Genomic DNA, 15301 nt, shown 5'->3' with positions numbered 1-15301 from the left:
ATGACGAGTGCCCCCGTGCAGAACTACGACGTGGTGATCATCGGTGGCGGTCCCGCTGGCCTGACCGCCGCCATCTACGCGGGCCGAGGCAGCCTCAGCACCCTGGTGCTGGAAAAGGGCCTGCCCGGCGGCCAGATTGCCCAGACCGAGGAGGTCGAGAATTACCCCGGCTTTCCCGAGCCCATCAGCGGCATGGAACTCTCGCAGCGCATGGTGCAGCAGGCCGAGAAGTTCGGCGCCCGCATCGAGATGGACGAGGTGGAGGCCATCGAGTCCACGCCGACCAGCCATCCCTATGTGTTCACCGTGCGCGGTTACAGCGGCACCTACCGCGCGAAGAGCATCATTCTGGCGACCGGGGCCAATCCCCGCCGCCTGAACGTCCCCGGCGAGGAGCATTTCTGGGGCAAGGGGGTCTCGACCTGCGCGACCTGCGACGGCTTCTTCTACCGCGGCAAGAAGGTCATTGTGATCGGCGGCGGCGACGCGGCGGTCGAGGAGGGCCTCTTCCTGACCAAGTTCGCCGAGGAGGTGACCCTGATCCACCGCCGGGACAGCCTGCGTGCCAACAAGGTCGCCCAGGCGCGGGCCTTCGCCAACCCCAAGATGAAATTCGTCTGGGACACGGTGGTCGAGGAGATTCAGGGCGAGGACCACGTGACGGGCGTGCGGCTGAAGAACCTGAAGACGGGTGAGGTCACCGACATGCCGACCGACGGGGTGTTCATCTTCATCGGGCATGTGCCGAACACCGACTTCGTTCAGGGCACGGTGCGGCTGCGCGACGACGGGTACGTGGAGGTGACCGACGAGATCTACACCAGTGTGCCCCTGCTGTTCGCGGCGGGCGACGTGTCGGATTACGTGTACCGCCAGCTCGCCACCAGCGTGGGGGCGGGCACCCGTGCCGCGATGAGTGCCGAGCGCGCCCTGGCGGCGTTAGAGCTGGAAACCGAGACGGCGGCCGACTGAGCTGTCCGTACTGGCGGGAAGGGGAGGAGCGTGCCCCTTCCCTTATGCTTGCTGCATGCGCTCTCTGCCCCTCTCTGCCCGGGTGTCCCGCAAGGCGCGCGGCTATCTGGGCAAGGTGCGGCGGCTCGCGCGCAGCCTGAGTGCTCATTACGCCCACCCTGACGACACCTGGGCCGCGGCGCAGCTCACGCCCCGGGAGGCCCGCGTGTATCTCGGGATGGACGCCCGCGACCGCGAGCACGCCTGCCGGGTGACCCGCCACCTGCTGCGCGACCACCCGGACGCCGCGCCCGAGGTGGTGGCCGCCGCCCTGCTGCACGACTGCGGCAAGAGCATCCGCCCGTACCGGGTGACCGAGCGCGTCCTCGTCGGCCTGGTGCCCAACCGCATAGCCCGGCTCCTGCCGTTCGGACCGCTGGCGGTGCGGGCCTACCACCCCGAACTGGGCGCGGAGCTGCTGGCACGAGCGGGGGCAAGGCCCCGGGTCGCCCGACTCGTCGCCCGGCACCACCACGCGGGTGGGGACCCGGAAGCGGCGCTGCTGCACCACTACGACGATCTGGAGTAGGTCGGCGTGGGCTTTGATCCCCACTCGGAACACCCTCTGGAAGATACCCGGATGGGTCGAGGTCGCCGATTGAGCGCCCCCTCACCCCTGGCTGCGCCAGGCCCTCTCCCCTCGTGGGAGAGGGTCACATTGGACTCGATTGGGAGCAGAGCCGGAGTTCAGCGCTTGACTTTTCCTGCCATGCTCCCCTAAAATCCTTCCTCGCGCCTGACACCGTCCTCCGGACGGAAGCAACCCCCGGACGGCCCCATCGTCTAGCGGTCAGGACAGCGCCCTCTCAAGGCGCAGACACGGGTTCAAGTCCCGTTGGGGTCACCACCACACGCCGCTTCCCTCCGTGAGGCGGCGTTTTCTTGTGCCTGCTCCGCTAGGCTCCCCGCATGAGTCTGCCCCCGGTCCTGTCCGAACTCGTCGCGTACTTCGAGCCGCTCTCGACCATCCGGCGCGACTTTCGGGGCGCGGTCACGCTGCACACGCCTGGCGTGAACGTGCTCGCCCTGAATGCGACCTTCCTGCCTGACGCCGACCCGGGCCGCCTGCCGCTGGTGGCCGCCTGGCACCACGCGCAGGAGATGCCCGCCCTGGTGGCCGCTACCGTGCCCTTGCCCGGCGAGGAGGTCGGCGTCGTGCGGGTCGGCTCCTATCACCCGTACCCGGACGCGAGCGTGATTGTCGTCGAGCAGGTCTCGCGCCTCGCGCTGCCTGCCTGGGCCGCCGTCCTCACCGAGGCGCACGGCACGCCGGAGTGGGCGGGGACGCTCGCCCGGCACCTCGCCCCCCGGCTGGAGGGGGACCGGGACGTCACGCTGCTCACGGCCTACGCCGGGGGCGAGGCGGTCGGGGCGTTACTCTGGCGAGCCACGCCGAACGGTGGGGGAGGGGCGCACCTGTGGGGCACCCTCGACCCCACCGCCGACGCACCCCTGTTGAACGCGGCCCACGCGCTCGGGGGCGCGCTGAGGGCCAGCCTGCCCGACACCAGCCCCCTGGAGGTCGTGGACGAGGTGACAGTGACCTACTGGCGGCTGGACTGACCCGAGGGGAGAGCTCAGGAACGACGGGAATTTCATAGGCCTTTTGGGGGCCGTCCGGTCTACTGGGTCATGCGCTCCTACGAGATGCTTGCCCTGGTCGGGGGTCTGCTGGCCCTGACAGCCTGCGGCTCCGCACCCAGCCCCTCCCCGAGCATCACGTCCAGCCCCACCCCCTCCTCGCTCGGCGGCACCTTCGAGCAACAGGTGCTTAACCTCACCAACCAGGCCCGCGCCCAGGCCCGGACGTGCGGCGCCGACCGGTTTGCCGCCACCACGCCCCTCATGTCCGATGCGCGGCTGGAGCAGGCCGCGCAGAGGCATGCGGCGGATATGGCGGCGCGGAACTACTTCAACCACACCAGCCAGGACGGACGCACCTTCGTCCAGCGCATCACGGCGGCGGGTTACACCTGGCGCACGGTCGGGGAGAACATCGCCGCCGGGCAGACCTCGCCCGAGGAAGTCGTCGCCGCGTGGCTGGCAAGCGAGGGGCACTGCCGCAACATCATGAGCCCGAGCTTTCAGGAGCTGGGGGTCGGGTACGCGCGGGGCGGCTCCTACGGGCACTACTGGGTGCAGGACTTCGGGGCGCGTTGAGGGAAAACGGGAGGTGGCGCGGCAGGAAGGGGTTTTCCCAACCTGCCGCGCCACCTCCGTTTGGTGGAGGCGAGACGCGCGACTGACCGCCTACAGCGGCATATTCCCGTGCTTCTTGTATGGCCTCTGCTCCACCTTGTCCCGCAGCATGGCGAAGGTCTGGATCAGGCGGCGGCGGGTGTCCTCGATGGGGATCACGTCGTCGATGTAGCCCTTGGCGGCGGCCACATAGGGGTTGTCGAAGGTTTCCTTGTACTGCGCGATCTTCTCGGCACGGGTGGCTTCGGGGTTCTCCGAGTTCTGAATCTCGCGCCGGTAGACGATGTTGGCGGCCCCCTCGGCGCCCATGACGGCGACGGCGGCGGTGGGCCAGGCGTACACCACGTCGGCGCCCATGTCGCGGCTGTTCATGGCGAGGTACGCCCCGCCGTAGCTCTTGCGCGTGATCAGCGTGATCTTGGGGACGGTCGCCTCGGCGTAGGCGTAGAGCATCTTCGCCCCGTGGCGGATGATCCCGGCGTGCTCCTGCGTCACCCCCGGCAGGAAGCCCGTCACGTCCACCAGTGTCAGGATCGGGATGTTGTAGCAGTCGCAGGTGCGGATAAAGCGCGCGGCCTTGTCGGAGGCGTCAATGTTCAGTGTCCCCGCCATCACCTTGGGATTGTTCGCCACGATCCCGACCGGGAAGCCGTTCAGCCGCACGAAGCCGCAGAGGATGTTCCTCGCCCAGCCAGGCTGGATTTCCAGGAAGGTGCCGTCGTCCACCAGCTCGTGAATCACGTCGTGCATCGCGTAGGGCTTGCGCTGGTCGGGCGTGACGATGTCGAGGAGTCGGTCGTTCGGCCGGTCCACCGGATCGAAGCATTCCTGCACGGGCGGCTGCTCGTGGGCGTTCTGCGGCAGATAGCTCAGCAACTCGCGGATGCCGTCGAGCACCGCCTCGTCGCCGTCGTATTCCAGGTGGGCCACGCCGGACTTGCGGGTATGGACATCCGCGCCGCCGAGCTGATCAAAGGTCACATCCTCGCGCGTGACGGACTTGATGACTTCCGGCCCGGTGATGAACATGTACGAGCTTCCCCGGCTCATCAGGATGAAGTCGGTCAGGGCGGGGGAGTACACCGCGCCCCCCGCGCACGGCCCCAGGATCGCGCTGATCTGCGGCACCGCGCCCGAGTAGATCGCGTTGCGGTAGAAGATCTCGCCGTAGCCGCTTAAGGAATCCACCCCCTCCTGAATGCGCGCCCCCGCCGAGTCGTTCAGGCCGATCACCGGGCAGCCCGTCTTGGCCGCGAGGTCCATCACCTTGGTGACCTTGGCGGCGTTCATCTTGCCCAGGGATCCGCCCAGCACCGTGAAATCCTGGCTGAAGACGAAGACCTGCCGCCCCCCAATCGTGCCCCGCCCCGTTACCACGCCCTCGCCGGGGGCCTCCACGCCGACCATCAGGCGGTTGGCGCCATGCTCCACGAAGGTCGAGAGTTCCATGAAGCTGCCGGGGTCGAGCAGCCGCTCGATGCGCTCACGGGCCGTGAGTTTGCCGCCCTCGCGCTGCTTTTGCTGGCGCTCGCGCCCGCCGCCCGCCTCGACCTTCGCGCGGCGCTGCTCCATCGCGGCGATGAGTTCCTGAAGTTCGGCCCCCGGTTGTGTCATGCGGCCCATGCTAACGGGGCGGGGGGCGTGCCCCCTCCGGTTACACTGGAGCATGTTCGGCCTGAATCGTCTGGGGAGGGTGGTCCTGGGCCTGGCCGTGGGGATCGGGTTGCCCCCGGAAGGCTTCCTGCGAGGGGGACCGCCGCTGTCCACTCCGCGCGCTGCCCACACGGCCACGCTGTTGCCGGGGGGTCAGGTCCTGCTGGTGGGCGGCTGCACTCGGCCAAGCTGCGAACTGGACGAGCGCAGCGCCAGCGCCGAACTGTACGATCCTGCCAGCGGGAGCCTGCGGCCCACGGGGCGCATGACGGCTCCCCGCGTGAGTCACACCGCCACCCGTCTGCAAGACGGCCGGGTCCTGATCGCGGGCGGCTGGACGGTGGGCCGGGTGGTGGACAGCGCCGAGGTCTACGACCCACGCACCGGCCGATTCGAGGCCACGGGCGAGATGCATGAACGGCGTAGTGGACATACTGCCACCCTGCTCGCGGATGGCCGGGTGCTGTTGGCGGGGGGCACGGTGCGGGAGGGCACGGCCCTGAACACGGCCGAAGTCTATGACCCCGCGCGTGGCACCTTTAGGGCCGTGGGCACCATGACCCGGCCGCGGGCCGCCCATGTGGCCGTGCTTCTGCGCGACGGCCGGGTGCTGATCGCCGGGGGCCACGCGGACCGGAGCGGCGCGCACGCCAGCGTGGAGGTCTTCACGCCCGCCACCGGCACCTTCGCGGTGGCTGGTCCGATGACCACCCCACGCAACAAATTCGCGGGTGTGGTCCTGCCTTCCGGCCGCGTGCTGCTGCTAGGCGGCACGGCGGGCTACGACCGCGACGAGGTGCTGCACTCGGCTGAGGTCTACGACCCGGCCGCGGGACGCAGCCGGGCGTCTGCCCCGATGGGGACTGGGCGCTACAAGTTCACAGACGGCGTGACCGCACTTGCGGACGGGCGCATCTTTGTCGCAGGGGGCGGCCGGGCCGAGATCTACGACGAGCAGACGGACGCATTTTCCCCCGTATCGGCCACGCTTCCCGGGGCCGAGCAGTTCATGACCACCACCGCTTTCCCCGGGGGAGTGCTGGTGGCGGGTGGCTACGACACACAGATCAACCCCACCAATCGCTCGTGGGTGTGGCGTGACATTTCGGGGCCGTGAACGGGTGGCGCGGGGCGGCCGGGCCACGCCTCAGCGCGGCGGCATTCCCCCCAGCAGCGTCCGCGCCTGCTCGGCCACGTCGGCGTCGGCCAGGATCACGTAACGCTCGGCGCGCATCCCGCCCACCGAGGTAAAATCCCGCCGCCCGCCCGTCATGGCGTAGCCGACCAGGCCCCAGACCAGCCCGGTAACCGCGCCCATCACCATGCCGTAGGCGACGGCGTACAGCAGGTTGCCGCCGCCCAGGCCCAGCAGTCCGAACAGCAGCCCGATGAATAGGCCGATGAACAGTCCCTGCCCGAAGCCGATGCTCGCGGCCCGGCCCCAGTCCAGGCGGCCGGTGACCTGCTCGATGGTCCTCAGCCCCTCGCCGACAATCGCCATTCGCTCGACCGGGAAGTGCTGGTCACTCAGGTAGTCGACGGCACGCTGCGCCTCGGGATACGTAGCGTAGGTCGCCACATTGACGCGCGCACTCTGGTCCGGGATCAGGGCGGAACGGGGATCAGGCTGGGTCACGTTGGGTCACGTCCTTCCAGCCCCAGCCTAGGCAGGCGCCCTGCCATGTACCTGAGCGTCAGGTTGAGATTCCCTCACGGTAGAGGCGGAACCTGAACCGGCCCGCGGTGGCCTGTCTCCACCACCACGCCCTCCTCCTCGCTCATGCGGACGATGTTCGCCAGCGTGAGGATGGGCACGCCCAGGTCGGCAAGTTTCGCGCGGCCCTCCTCGAAGCTCTTCTCGATCACGCAGCCCAGACCCAGGAGCTGGGCCCCGCTCTGCCGGATGATCGCCGCCAGTGCCCTCAGCGTGCCCCCCGAGGCCAGGAAGTCGTCGATCACGATGACCCGGTCCTGTGAGCCCAGATACTCGCTGCTCACGAAGAGGTCCACCACGCCGCCCTTGGTGCGGCTGACCGACTGCGCGGTGTAGGCCACCTCGTGCATGGTGATCGGCTTCTTCTTGCGCGCGTACACCAGCGGCACGTCCAGCACGAGCGCGGTCGCCAGCGCGGGGGCGATGCCGCTCACCTCGATGGTCACGATCTTGTTCGGCATGAGGGAGGCGAACCCCGCCGCGAAGCGTTCCCCCATCTCCCGGGTCAGTGCGGGCAGAAGCTGGTGGTTGATTAAACCGTCCACCTTCAGGATGCCGCCGGGCAGCACCTCGCCCTGTTCCCGGATCGCCTCCACGAGTGCCTGCATGGGGGCGAGTGTACCCGCCATCCGGCCCATGTCGGAAAGAGCGGCGCGGGGGAGACTGGGGTGTGTCCAATCTGCCCGACCTGACGCCTGCCGAACTCGACACCCTGGCCCGCAAGCATGGGCTGCGCGGCCCCCTCACCCGCTTGCCGAGTACGGGCATCGTCAACCGGGCGTACGCGAACGCCGAGGTGGTGCTGCGCGTGGCCGTGCCGGGTGACGAGATGGGTGTGGATGATGCCCGCACCGAGGCCGTAGCCGTTCCCGCCGTCCTCCGCGCCGGAGTCCCGACCCCCGCCCTCCTCGCCTTCGACGACGACCGCGATGTGGTGGATGCGCCCGTGACGGTATATGCGCGCATTCCGGCCCCGAACCTGCACGGGGTGGGGTGGGACGTGGCCGACCCCCGCTTCGTCCGCGCCGCCCGCGAAACTGGACGCGCCCTCGCGCAGCTCCACCTCAGCGTCACGGAGGTGCCCGACCCGCACGGCTGGCTGGAAGTCTGGGACGTGCCGGACGCGCGGGAGGAGGTGGAGGCCGCCGCCAGCGCCGGGCGGGTGGACCGCCTGAGCGCCGACTGGGCGATTCGGCTCCTGACCCGCACCGTCGCCCTGCCCCGGCCCACGCCACGTTTCCTCCACGGCGACGTGCAGCCGGGCAACCTGCTCGTCAACCCGGACGGCTCCCTCGCCGCCCTCATCGACTGGGGGGATGCGGGGTGGGCGGACCCCGCCTTCGACTTTCCGGCCCTGCCCCCACAGGCCGCCGCCCACGCCGTGAGCGCCTACCGTGACGTGGCGCCCGAGCTGCTCGGCGAGGACGTGGAGGGCCGCATCCTGGAGGTGTACCTGAACATGGCTTTTCGGCGATTGGGCCGCGCCCCCACGCACCGTGAGCTGTGGAACGCCCGCCCGGGCAGCGTCCTCGCCCACCTGTTGCGTTTCGCCGTGGACGCCGCGCCCGAGTGGCGCGAATGGCTCCGGGGGGAATAAAAAAGCCGCCCTCTCAGGCGGTGATAGAAAAAAGATAGCTTGAGATGCAGCTGAAGTCAAATTATGCAGCCCGATTTGATGGAAAGACGTCCTCGCCGCCCTTTTCTCGCTCACCCCAGCTCGTTGATCTCCGGCTTGAAGCCCACTTCGCGGATATAGCGCAGGTATTCCTGTTCGCTCAGCGCCGCGCGTTTGCCGCTGAGGGCCACGAAAAAGGCCTCCAGCACGTTGGTGGCGAAGTTGCGGCTGCCCATGCGGGGCGTGGTGGTGATCAGGCGCGCGACGCCGCGTTCCTTCATCCAGGCGCGGTCGGCCTCGGTGATCGTCTGGGTGAGGATGGTCTTGCCGGTCAGGTCGCGCGGGGCGTAGCGCTTGGCGTAGTGGGTGTCGCCCGCGATCACGTCGGCCCAGGCGTAGTAGCGGGTGCCCTTGCCCGCCACGCTCGTCTCCTGTTTGGCGCCCGTCGGGTAGAACCAGTCCTGCGGCAGCTTGGTGATCGCGGGCAGGGCGAGCTGCGCGACCCGGCGCAGGGCGGCAAGACTCCGCAGGGGCACGTCCATGTTCAGCCCGAACACGATGTCGCCGTACACCACGTCCGCCCCGTGCTGCGCCAGCGCCTCGGCCATGCCAAAGCGGTCCACCGCGGAGACCATCAAAACTTTTTGGGCGCGCCAGTTCAGCAGCGGGTCGAGCTGATTGACCGCGTCGCGCTCCAGCGTGTTCTTCAAGCCGCTGCCGTCCAGAACGGGCGTGAGCTTGGCGTGCGAGACGAGCTTGCGGACGTTGGTGAAGGTGTAGCGCCGCCCCGCCGCGATCACGTACAGGTCGGCTCCGCCCAGCCCGAAGGCGTCCACCCGCCCGTCGAGCGCCTGGAAGAGGGCGGCCGCCTTCCTCGCGTCCCCGTCGGTGCCGATGCGCTCCAGCACGAACGGCTGGCCCAGCACGTTGATCTCCTCGCGGGCGTTGCGCTTGCTGCCACCCAGCGACACGCTCACCACGTGTTTGAACCCTGCGGGGGCGGGCTGCCAGCCGCTCAGAAGGTCGGTCATGGGGGGCATTCTAAGGGGAGGCGCCCAGCTCGGCCGTTCATTTCGGCAAGGGTGAAGCGCCATTAAGCCGGACGGAGGACAGCATTCCGCGCCCCGTGCGACCCTGGGGCATGACCGACGACAAGACCCCGAGCGTCCCCACCCAGCCCTACACCGAGACGAGGACCGAGGGCGTCAGCGGTGACGATCCCGTTTACCAGCCCCCCCAGAACGCCGAGGAGAGGGACCTGCTCGACGCCGCCGTGGACGGCACCAGCGCCTCGCACTATGGGGCCAACGATCCGGCGCTGTATGAGGACACCTCGGGCGAGAACCGTGGCTCCGGCGGCAACAGCTAGACCGGGAAGCTCTGGACGTGACCAAACGAGTCGATGAGTTGGTCACGGGCATCTGCGGCGCGGCGGATCATCCCCTCGCGCCGCTTCTGCGCCAGTGGTGTCAGGACTCGCGCCCCTTTCTCGCCTTTGCCGAGGCCCACGCGGCCAAGATTCGCAAGAAGGTGCGGCTGGCCGCCTCGGAGGAGGAACGGGGCGACCTGCTGGCGGAACTCGCCTTTGCCGCCCTGTTGGTGAAAGACCGGCGCTTCAGCGTGCTGTACGAGCCGTACCGTGCCACGGGCCAGCGGGGTCCCGATCTGGGGGTGACCTTCAAAACCCACACCTCGTTTCATGTGGAGGTCACCCGGCTGCGGCTCCTGGACCCGGTCGATGCGGGGGGAAATGCCCTGAAACTCGCGCGGGTGGTGTGCGAGAAGATCGGGCAACTTCCACCCGGCGCGGGGAATCTGCTTGCCGTCTTCGTGCCGCCGGGAGTGGGGAGCGGCGCTCTCGCGGCCACGGCGATCCGCCTGCTGGACCGTGCCCCAGCGGGCGGCGTGGGCAACCCAGCCCCCGAGCTGCGGCCCGAGGCCTTGCAGAGCTACCTGCGCGGACGCCAGAGGCTCAGCGCCATCGCGCTCTGCTCGCTCGCGGCGGACGGGCGACAGCAGGGCATGTCGCTCTGGCTGGGCCCCCAGGCCAGGCATCCCCTCCCCCCCGAGGTCTCCCGGTACCTCCAGACGGCATAGGGCGTTGGACGGAAGAACTTGTCATACGAAGCGTCCCTCAGTGCGGTCAGGGGGACAAACTTTCTTTTGTCCAGTGCTCCTAAAAAGACGGGAGCGCTCCGAGGAGGCTCCCGTTTCCGCATTCGTTGTTTGTCCAGGCTTACGGGTACAGGCCGCGCAGCGCCCGCGCCTCCAGCACGCGGGTGCAGGCGACGATGTAGGCGGCGGTTCGCAGGGTGACGCCGTGGCGTTCCTTCACGTCCCACAGGCTCAGGAAGGCCTCGCTCATGATGCGGTCGAGGCGGGCGTTGATCTCGTCTTCCGTCCAGAAGAACGAGGAGAAGTCCTGTACCCACTCGAAGTACGAGACGGTCACGCCGCCCGCGTTCGCCAGCACGTCGGGCACGACGGTCACGCCGCGCTCGGCGAGCAGGTCGTCGGCGGCGGGGGTGGTCGGGCCGTTGGCGCCCTCCACGATTAGCCGCGCCCGGATCTGTCCGGCGTTGTCCGAAGTGATCTGCTTTTCCAGCGCGGCGGGGATCAGCACGTCGCAGTCCACGCCCCAGAACTCCTCGCGCTTCAACTCCTCGGTGCCCGCGAAGCCGGTGATCTTGCCTGTGCGGGCCAGGTGCTCGGCCGCCGCGTAGGGGTCAATCCCGGCCGCGCTGTGGATGGTGCCCGTCACGTCCTGAATGGCGACGATCCTCGCGCCGTGGTCATGGAAGATGCGCGCGGCGGCGTTGCCCACGTTGCCGAAGCCCTGCACGGCGATGCGGGCGCCCTCCAGGGGCATCCCCAGCTTCTTCATCGCCTCGGCGCCGGTCACGAAGACGCCGCGGCCGGTGGCGTCGCCGCGGCCCAGCGAGCCGCCCAGCGAGACGGGCTTGCCCGTCACCACGCCGGTCGCCGTGCGGCCCACGTTCATGGAGTAGGTGTCCATCATCCACGCCATCGTCTGCGGGTTGGTGTTCACGTCCGGCGCGGGGATGTCCTTTTCCGGCCCGATGATCAGGCCGATCTCGGTCGTGTAGCGGCGGGTCAGGCGTTCGAGTTCGCCCGCGCTGTATTTGCGCGGGTCGATGCGGATGCCGCCCTTGCCGCCGCCGTAGGGAAGGTTCACGGCGGCGTTCTTGACTGTCATCCAGGCCGAGAGCGCCATGACTTCCGACAGGGTCACGTCCTGGTGGTAGCGCACGCCGCCCTTGGCCGGGCCACGCGAGGTGTTGTGCTGCACGCGGTAGCCCTCGAAGTGGGCCACGGTGCCGTCGTCAAGGTGGATGGGCACGTCCACGACGAGGATGCGCTTGGGCCGCTTCAGGGTCTCGACCCAGTACGCGAGCTTGCCGAGGTACGGGGTGACCCGCTCGACCTGCTCCAGAAAGATTTCGTACGGGCCGATGTTGTTGGGATCGAGGTAGCTGGGCAGGCCGTGTTGCCCGAGCCTCGCCTGGGTCTGGTTCTGGGGGTCCTGGGTGGTGGTCATGGGGAAAGCCTCCGGGGAAGAGTAGGGGAGAAGCGGTCAGCCCTCAGCATTCAGAAAGAGCCCTTTCTGACGGCTGATCGCTGAGGGCTTCACGGATACACGCCCCGCATCACCGCCGCCTCATGCAGGCGGTTGAGCGCGATGGCGTAGGCGGCGGTCCGCATGTCCGCCTGCCGGGTCCGCATGAAGGCGGTCACGTTGTCCACGGCGGCGTTCACCCGGATGTCGATGGCCCGCTCGATCTCCTCCGGGGTCCAGAAGAAGTTCGAGGCGTCCTGCACCCACTCCAGGTAGTTCACGATCAATCCGCCGATGCTGGCGACCAGGTCGGGCAGCACGCACACGCCCCCGGCGCGCAGGAAGCGCTCGGCCTCGGGGAGGACGGCGCGGTTGGTGGCCTCGACCACGTAGCGGGCGCGGACGGCGTGGGCGTTCCCCGCGTTCACGGCCCCGTAGTCGTAGGCGAGCATGAGCACGTCCACGTCGAGTTCCACGACCTCGTCGGGGGTGATGGCGGTGGCGAAGCCCGCCACGCTGCCGTGTTCCTCGCGGTAGCGGCTGAGGGCCTCCAGGTCCAGGCCGCCGCTGGCGAAGGTGGCGCCGCTCTGGTCGGAGACGGCGATCACCAGCGCGCCCTGGGCGGCGAGCGTCTGGGCGGCCCGGCGGCCCACGTCCCCGAAGCCATACACGGCGACGCGGGCGCGCTCCAGGCTCTCGCCCCGTTCCTCCAGCACCCGGGCGGTCACCAGGGCGGCGCTGCGGCCCCGGGCATCCTTGGCGCCGTAGCTGCCGCCGAGTTGCAGCGGTTTGCCCACCACCACGCCGTTGGTGGTCGAGCCGGTGTTCTCACCGTAGGCGTCGAGCATCCAGGCCATGATCTGCTGGTCCGAGCCCACGTCCGGCGCGAGGATGTCGGTGGTCGGCCCAACGAGTTCGACGAGTTCGCTGGTGAAGCGCCGGGTCAGGCCCTCCAGCTCGTGGGGGCTTAGCAGCGACGGGTCCACGTCCACGCCCCCCTTGGCCCCCCCCAGCGGCAGGTCAGCGACGGCGGCCTTGAGGGTCATGATCGCGGCCAGCACCTCGCACTCGTGGGCGTTCAGCCCCGGCTTGAAGCGCACGCCGCCCATGCTGGGGCCGCGGGCGGTGGAGTGGACGGTGCGGTAGCCCCGAAAGACGCGCACCGTGCCGTCGTCCATCCGAACGGGCAGGTTCACGCTGAGGGTCCGTTTGGGGTACTTGAAATAAGCAAGGGACTGGTCGGTCACCTCGCAGTACGGCAACGCCTCCTGGAGCTGCTCCATGAGGCCCTGCCAGTTGAGTCCTGATGCCCGCATCATGCGTCTCCTTTGGTGGTGGGTGCCCCCCGAGCATACACGCATAGACAAGCTGACGCCCGGCAAGGGAAGGCGGAGGGCCCCAAAGCCGCCCCCCGTTGTATCCAGGATGCAGGGAGGCGTCAACCCCCGTGAACTACGCCCTACACGTGAAAAAGCTGAACCGCTTCCAGCAGGAGAGGTGGTTCTACCAGCCCACACAAGCTTTCTACATGGAAGGCGGGGCGAGGGCCAGGAGGGAAGGAAACCGGGGAGGAGCGTCCCACCACGGGGGACACTCCGGGTCGCCCTCCTAACGGCTCCGGTCGATCTCGTGGCGGGCCAGATCGGCGAGGGCTTCCCGCGCCTCGGAGGAGGGCAGAGCCTCCAGTGCCCGCACGGCGAGCCCGGCGCGGCGGCGAATCTCCTCGCGGGTGCGCTCGGCGGCGCCCTGCGACCAAGCGAGTTCGCGGATGCGGCCCACGTCGCCGGGGTGGGCCGCGCGGCGTTCCAGCACCTCGCGGACCTCGTCTGCATAGGGGCCGTCCAGCAGGTGCAGCACGGGCAGCGTGGCCTTGCCCTCGCGCAGGTCGCCGCCCACGGGCTTGCCGAGGGTAGCCTCCTCGCCGGTCAGGTCGAGCAGGTCGTCGCGCATCTGGAAGGCCAGCCCGTACTCGCGCCCGAAGGTCGCCAGGGCCTCGCGCTGCGCCCCCGGCGCCTCCAGCAGCAGGGCGGGCGCCGAGGCGGCGAGTTCGACCAGCGCCGCCGTCTTGCCGTGAATCACGTCCAGGTAGTGTTCCAGGCGGTAGTCGGCGTAGGCCGCGACCTGGAATTGCAGCACCTCACCCTCGCAGATCTGGGAGGCCGCCTCGCCGAAGGCGCGGGTGAGGGCGGCCCCCTGCGGCATGGCGGCGAGCAGCGTCAGCAGGCGCGAGAGCATGAAATCCCCGCTCATCACGCTGACCACGTTGCCGAAACGGCGGAAGGCGGCGGGCTGGCCCCGGCGGGTGTCGGCGTCGTCGATCAGGTCGTCGTGCAGCAGCGAGGCCGAATGCAGCAGCTCGACGCACACGGCGAGGTCGGTGGTTGCGTCCCACAGCGGGCTCTGCGGGCCAGCGCCCAACGCCTGGGCCGCCAGATAGGTCACGGCGGGCCGCGCCCGTTTGCCGCCCGCCGCCACCAGGTCCTCCCCGATCAGCTCGATGAACTCCACCCGGGAGCGCAGCACCTCGCGCAGCCGCGTCTCGAAGACGGCACCGGGGAGGGTCAGGGCGGCCACGCCAGTCATGGCGGCAGTATAGAAAACCGCGGTGGGCGAAACGCCCCTGCCCCCCCCAAGAGGGCCAAGGTCGTATACGTGAAGGCAGAGCTCAACAGAAGGTGAAGGCCCCGGGGAACTCCGGTCCGATCCGAGGAGCGTCCGCGCTGGGGAGAGTTCGCCCCGCTCCCTGCGGGTGGACAGTCCTCCCCGGCCACCAGGTGAGAGCAGGCTGTCGGAAAAGCCAACGGGAGCAGAGAGGAGCGGTGAAAGGCGCCACGCTTTGTCCCTCGCCTCCCAGGGGCCGGGCGTGGTAGAACCGGGAACGATGGAAAGTGTCGTTGCCCTTTTTCGTGAGCCGCAGCAGGCCCAGGGTGCCCTGCGTGCCCTCCAGGAGCGCGGCTTTGACCGTGATCGCCTCGGATTTGCCCTGGCCGACGTGGTGGCCGAGGATGACATCGCGCAGGCGACCGGTGTCAGCCCCGAGGCCGGTGCGCCGGGCGGGTCCTCCAACGTGATTCGCGGCATTCTGCTGGGTGCCCTGGCGGGTCTGGCCCTCACCGTCCCCATCTGGATTCTGCTGCTGATCATCCCCGACACGCGCATCTACGCCGAGGGCGGGCTGCTGGCCGTCGTGTACGGCATCATCGGCGGCGCGGGCCTGGGGGGACTGTTCGGCGCCCTGACCGGCGGCGACCACGGCGACTACGTCAAGCTGCTGCGCCGCATGGGCGTGCCCCCCGCCCAGGCCGAGCGCTTTTACAACGGCATCAAGGCCGGGAACGTCCTGGTGATCGCCCGCGACCCCGACGGGGCCAAGACCGACGACGCCCTGAACTTGATGCGGCGTTACGGCGCCCTGAGGCTCGACGAGGCCGCCGGGGGAGGCCGCCTCCAGAGCGAGCGTGTCGGCCAGGACGGCCACTGAGCGGTGTTCCATTCGTGCGGGCGGCGGGGGAGACCTCGCCGCCCCACTTCT

16 protein-coding genes and 1 tRNA gene are annotated in these 15301 nt (G+C 69.3%); 10 read left to right on the top strand and 7 right to left on the bottom strand.

The genetic code is table 11. The annotated features are described in order from the left end of the window. From trxB to F784_RS0101985, 5 genes are all read left to right on the top strand, one after another. Window positions 1-972 (top strand): thioredoxin-disulfide reductase, encoded by a 972-nt coding sequence (gene trxB / locus F784_RS0102005; protein ID WP_019585019.1) that lies wholly within the window; start codon window positions 1-3, stop codon window positions 970-972. Between the two features lie 55 nt (window positions 973-1027). Then, the gene (locus tag F784_RS0102000; RefSeq protein WP_019585018.1) at window positions 1028-1540 is read left to right on the top strand and encodes an HD domain-containing protein; all 513 of its coding nucleotides are present in this window, start codon (window positions 1028-1030) and stop codon (window positions 1538-1540) included. Between the two features lie 243 nt (window positions 1541-1783). Continuing rightward, window positions 1784-1858, top strand: a tRNA-Glu gene (locus F784_RS0101995). 62 nt (window positions 1859-1920) lie between these two features. Further along, window positions 1921-2574, top strand: a complete 654-nt coding sequence (locus tag F784_RS0101990) for a GNAT family N-acetyltransferase (RefSeq protein ID WP_019585017.1) — start codon at window positions 1921-1923, stop codon at window positions 2572-2574. Window positions 2575-2643: 69 nt separating this feature from the next. After that, entirely contained in the window at window positions 2644-3171 is a 528-nt protein-coding gene (locus F784_RS0101985; protein WP_019585016.1) for a CAP domain-containing protein, read from the top strand. 90 nt (window positions 3172-3261) lie between these two features. On the opposite strand, the gene F784_RS0101980 is transcribed toward F784_RS0101985, so the two are convergent. Further along, window positions 3262-4824, bottom strand: coding sequence for an acyl-CoA carboxylase subunit beta (locus F784_RS0101980; protein WP_019585015.1), 1563 nt, complete (start codon window positions 4822-4824; stop codon window positions 3262-3264). A gap of 52 nt (window positions 4825-4876) precedes the next feature. Between F784_RS0101980 and F784_RS22155 the strand changes: the two genes are divergently transcribed. Next, complete coding sequence (locus F784_RS22155) at window positions 4877-5980, top strand: Kelch repeat-containing protein (protein WP_019585014.1); 1104 nt, start codon at window positions 4877-4879, stop codon at window positions 5978-5980. 30 nt (window positions 5981-6010) lie between these two features. Here F784_RS22155 and F784_RS0101970 read toward each other — a convergent pair whose 3' ends face one another. After that, the gene (locus tag F784_RS0101970; RefSeq protein ID WP_019585013.1) at window positions 6011-6499 is read right to left on the bottom strand and encodes a YflT domain-containing protein; all 489 of its coding nucleotides are present in this window, start codon (window positions 6497-6499) and stop codon (window positions 6011-6013) included. 74 nt (window positions 6500-6573) lie between these two features. After that, a complete protein-coding gene (gene xpt, locus F784_RS0101965) occupies window positions 6574-7185 on the bottom strand; it encodes a xanthine phosphoribosyltransferase (RefSeq protein WP_019585012.1) in 612 nt (203 codons plus the stop codon). Window positions 7186-7247: 62 nt separating this feature from the next. Between xpt and F784_RS0101960 the strand changes: the two genes are divergently transcribed. Continuing rightward, window positions 7248-8174 (top strand): phosphotransferase family protein, encoded by a 927-nt coding sequence (locus tag F784_RS0101960; protein WP_019585011.1) that lies wholly within the window; start codon window positions 7248-7250, stop codon window positions 8172-8174. Window positions 8175-8284: 110 nt separating this feature from the next. On the opposite strand, the gene F784_RS0101955 is transcribed toward F784_RS0101960, so the two are convergent. Continuing rightward, window positions 8285-9223, bottom strand: coding sequence for a hypothetical protein (locus F784_RS0101955; RefSeq protein WP_019585010.1), 939 nt, complete (start codon window positions 9221-9223; stop codon window positions 8285-8287). Window positions 9224-9333: 110 nt separating this feature from the next. Between F784_RS0101955 and F784_RS0101950 the strand changes: the two genes are divergently transcribed. Together F784_RS0101950 and F784_RS0101945 are read left to right on the top strand one after the other, a co-directional pair. Further along, window positions 9334-9561 carry a hypothetical protein gene (locus F784_RS0101950; RefSeq protein WP_019585009.1) on the top strand — a complete coding sequence of 76 codons (228 nt, stop codon included), beginning with the start codon at window positions 9334-9336 and terminating at the stop codon, window positions 9559-9561. 17 nt (window positions 9562-9578) lie between these two features. Next, window positions 9579-10289, top strand: a complete 711-nt coding sequence (locus F784_RS0101945; protein ID WP_019585008.1) for a hypothetical protein — start codon at window positions 9579-9581, stop codon at window positions 10287-10289. 139 nt (window positions 10290-10428) lie between these two features. On the opposite strand, the gene F784_RS0101940 is transcribed toward F784_RS0101945, so the two are convergent. The 3 genes from F784_RS0101940 to F784_RS0101930 form a co-directional block, all read right to left on the bottom strand. Beyond that, window positions 10429-11751 carry a Glu/Leu/Phe/Val family dehydrogenase gene (locus F784_RS0101940; RefSeq protein WP_019585007.1) on the bottom strand — a complete coding sequence of 441 codons (1323 nt, stop codon included), beginning with the start codon at window positions 11749-11751 and terminating at the stop codon, window positions 10429-10431. A gap of 89 nt (window positions 11752-11840) precedes the next feature. Further along, the gene (locus tag F784_RS0101935; RefSeq protein ID WP_026332192.1) at window positions 11841-13085 is read right to left on the bottom strand and encodes a Glu/Leu/Phe/Val family dehydrogenase; all 1245 of its coding nucleotides are present in this window, start codon (window positions 13083-13085) and stop codon (window positions 11841-11843) included. Window positions 13086-13377: 292 nt separating this feature from the next. Then, the gene (locus F784_RS0101930; RefSeq protein ID WP_019585005.1) at window positions 13378-14352 is read right to left on the bottom strand and encodes a polyprenyl synthetase family protein; all 975 of its coding nucleotides are present in this window, start codon (window positions 14350-14352) and stop codon (window positions 13378-13380) included. A 280-nt stretch (window positions 14353-14632) separates the two neighbouring features. Here F784_RS0101930 and F784_RS0101925 point away from each other — a divergent pair, with 280 nt between their 5' ends. Next, entirely contained in the window at window positions 14633-15250 is a 618-nt protein-coding gene (locus tag F784_RS0101925; RefSeq protein WP_245557739.1) for a hypothetical protein, read from the top strand. Window positions 15251-15301: the final 51 nt, after the last annotated feature.

This window comes from Deinococcus apachensis DSM 19763, from assembly GCF_000381345.1.
Classification (GTDB): domain Bacteria; phylum Deinococcota; class Deinococci; order Deinococcales; family Deinococcaceae; genus Deinococcus; species Deinococcus apachensis.
The sequence above is the reverse complement of the archived record's forward strand: the minus strand, read 5'-3'. Positions and strand labels throughout refer to the sequence as shown.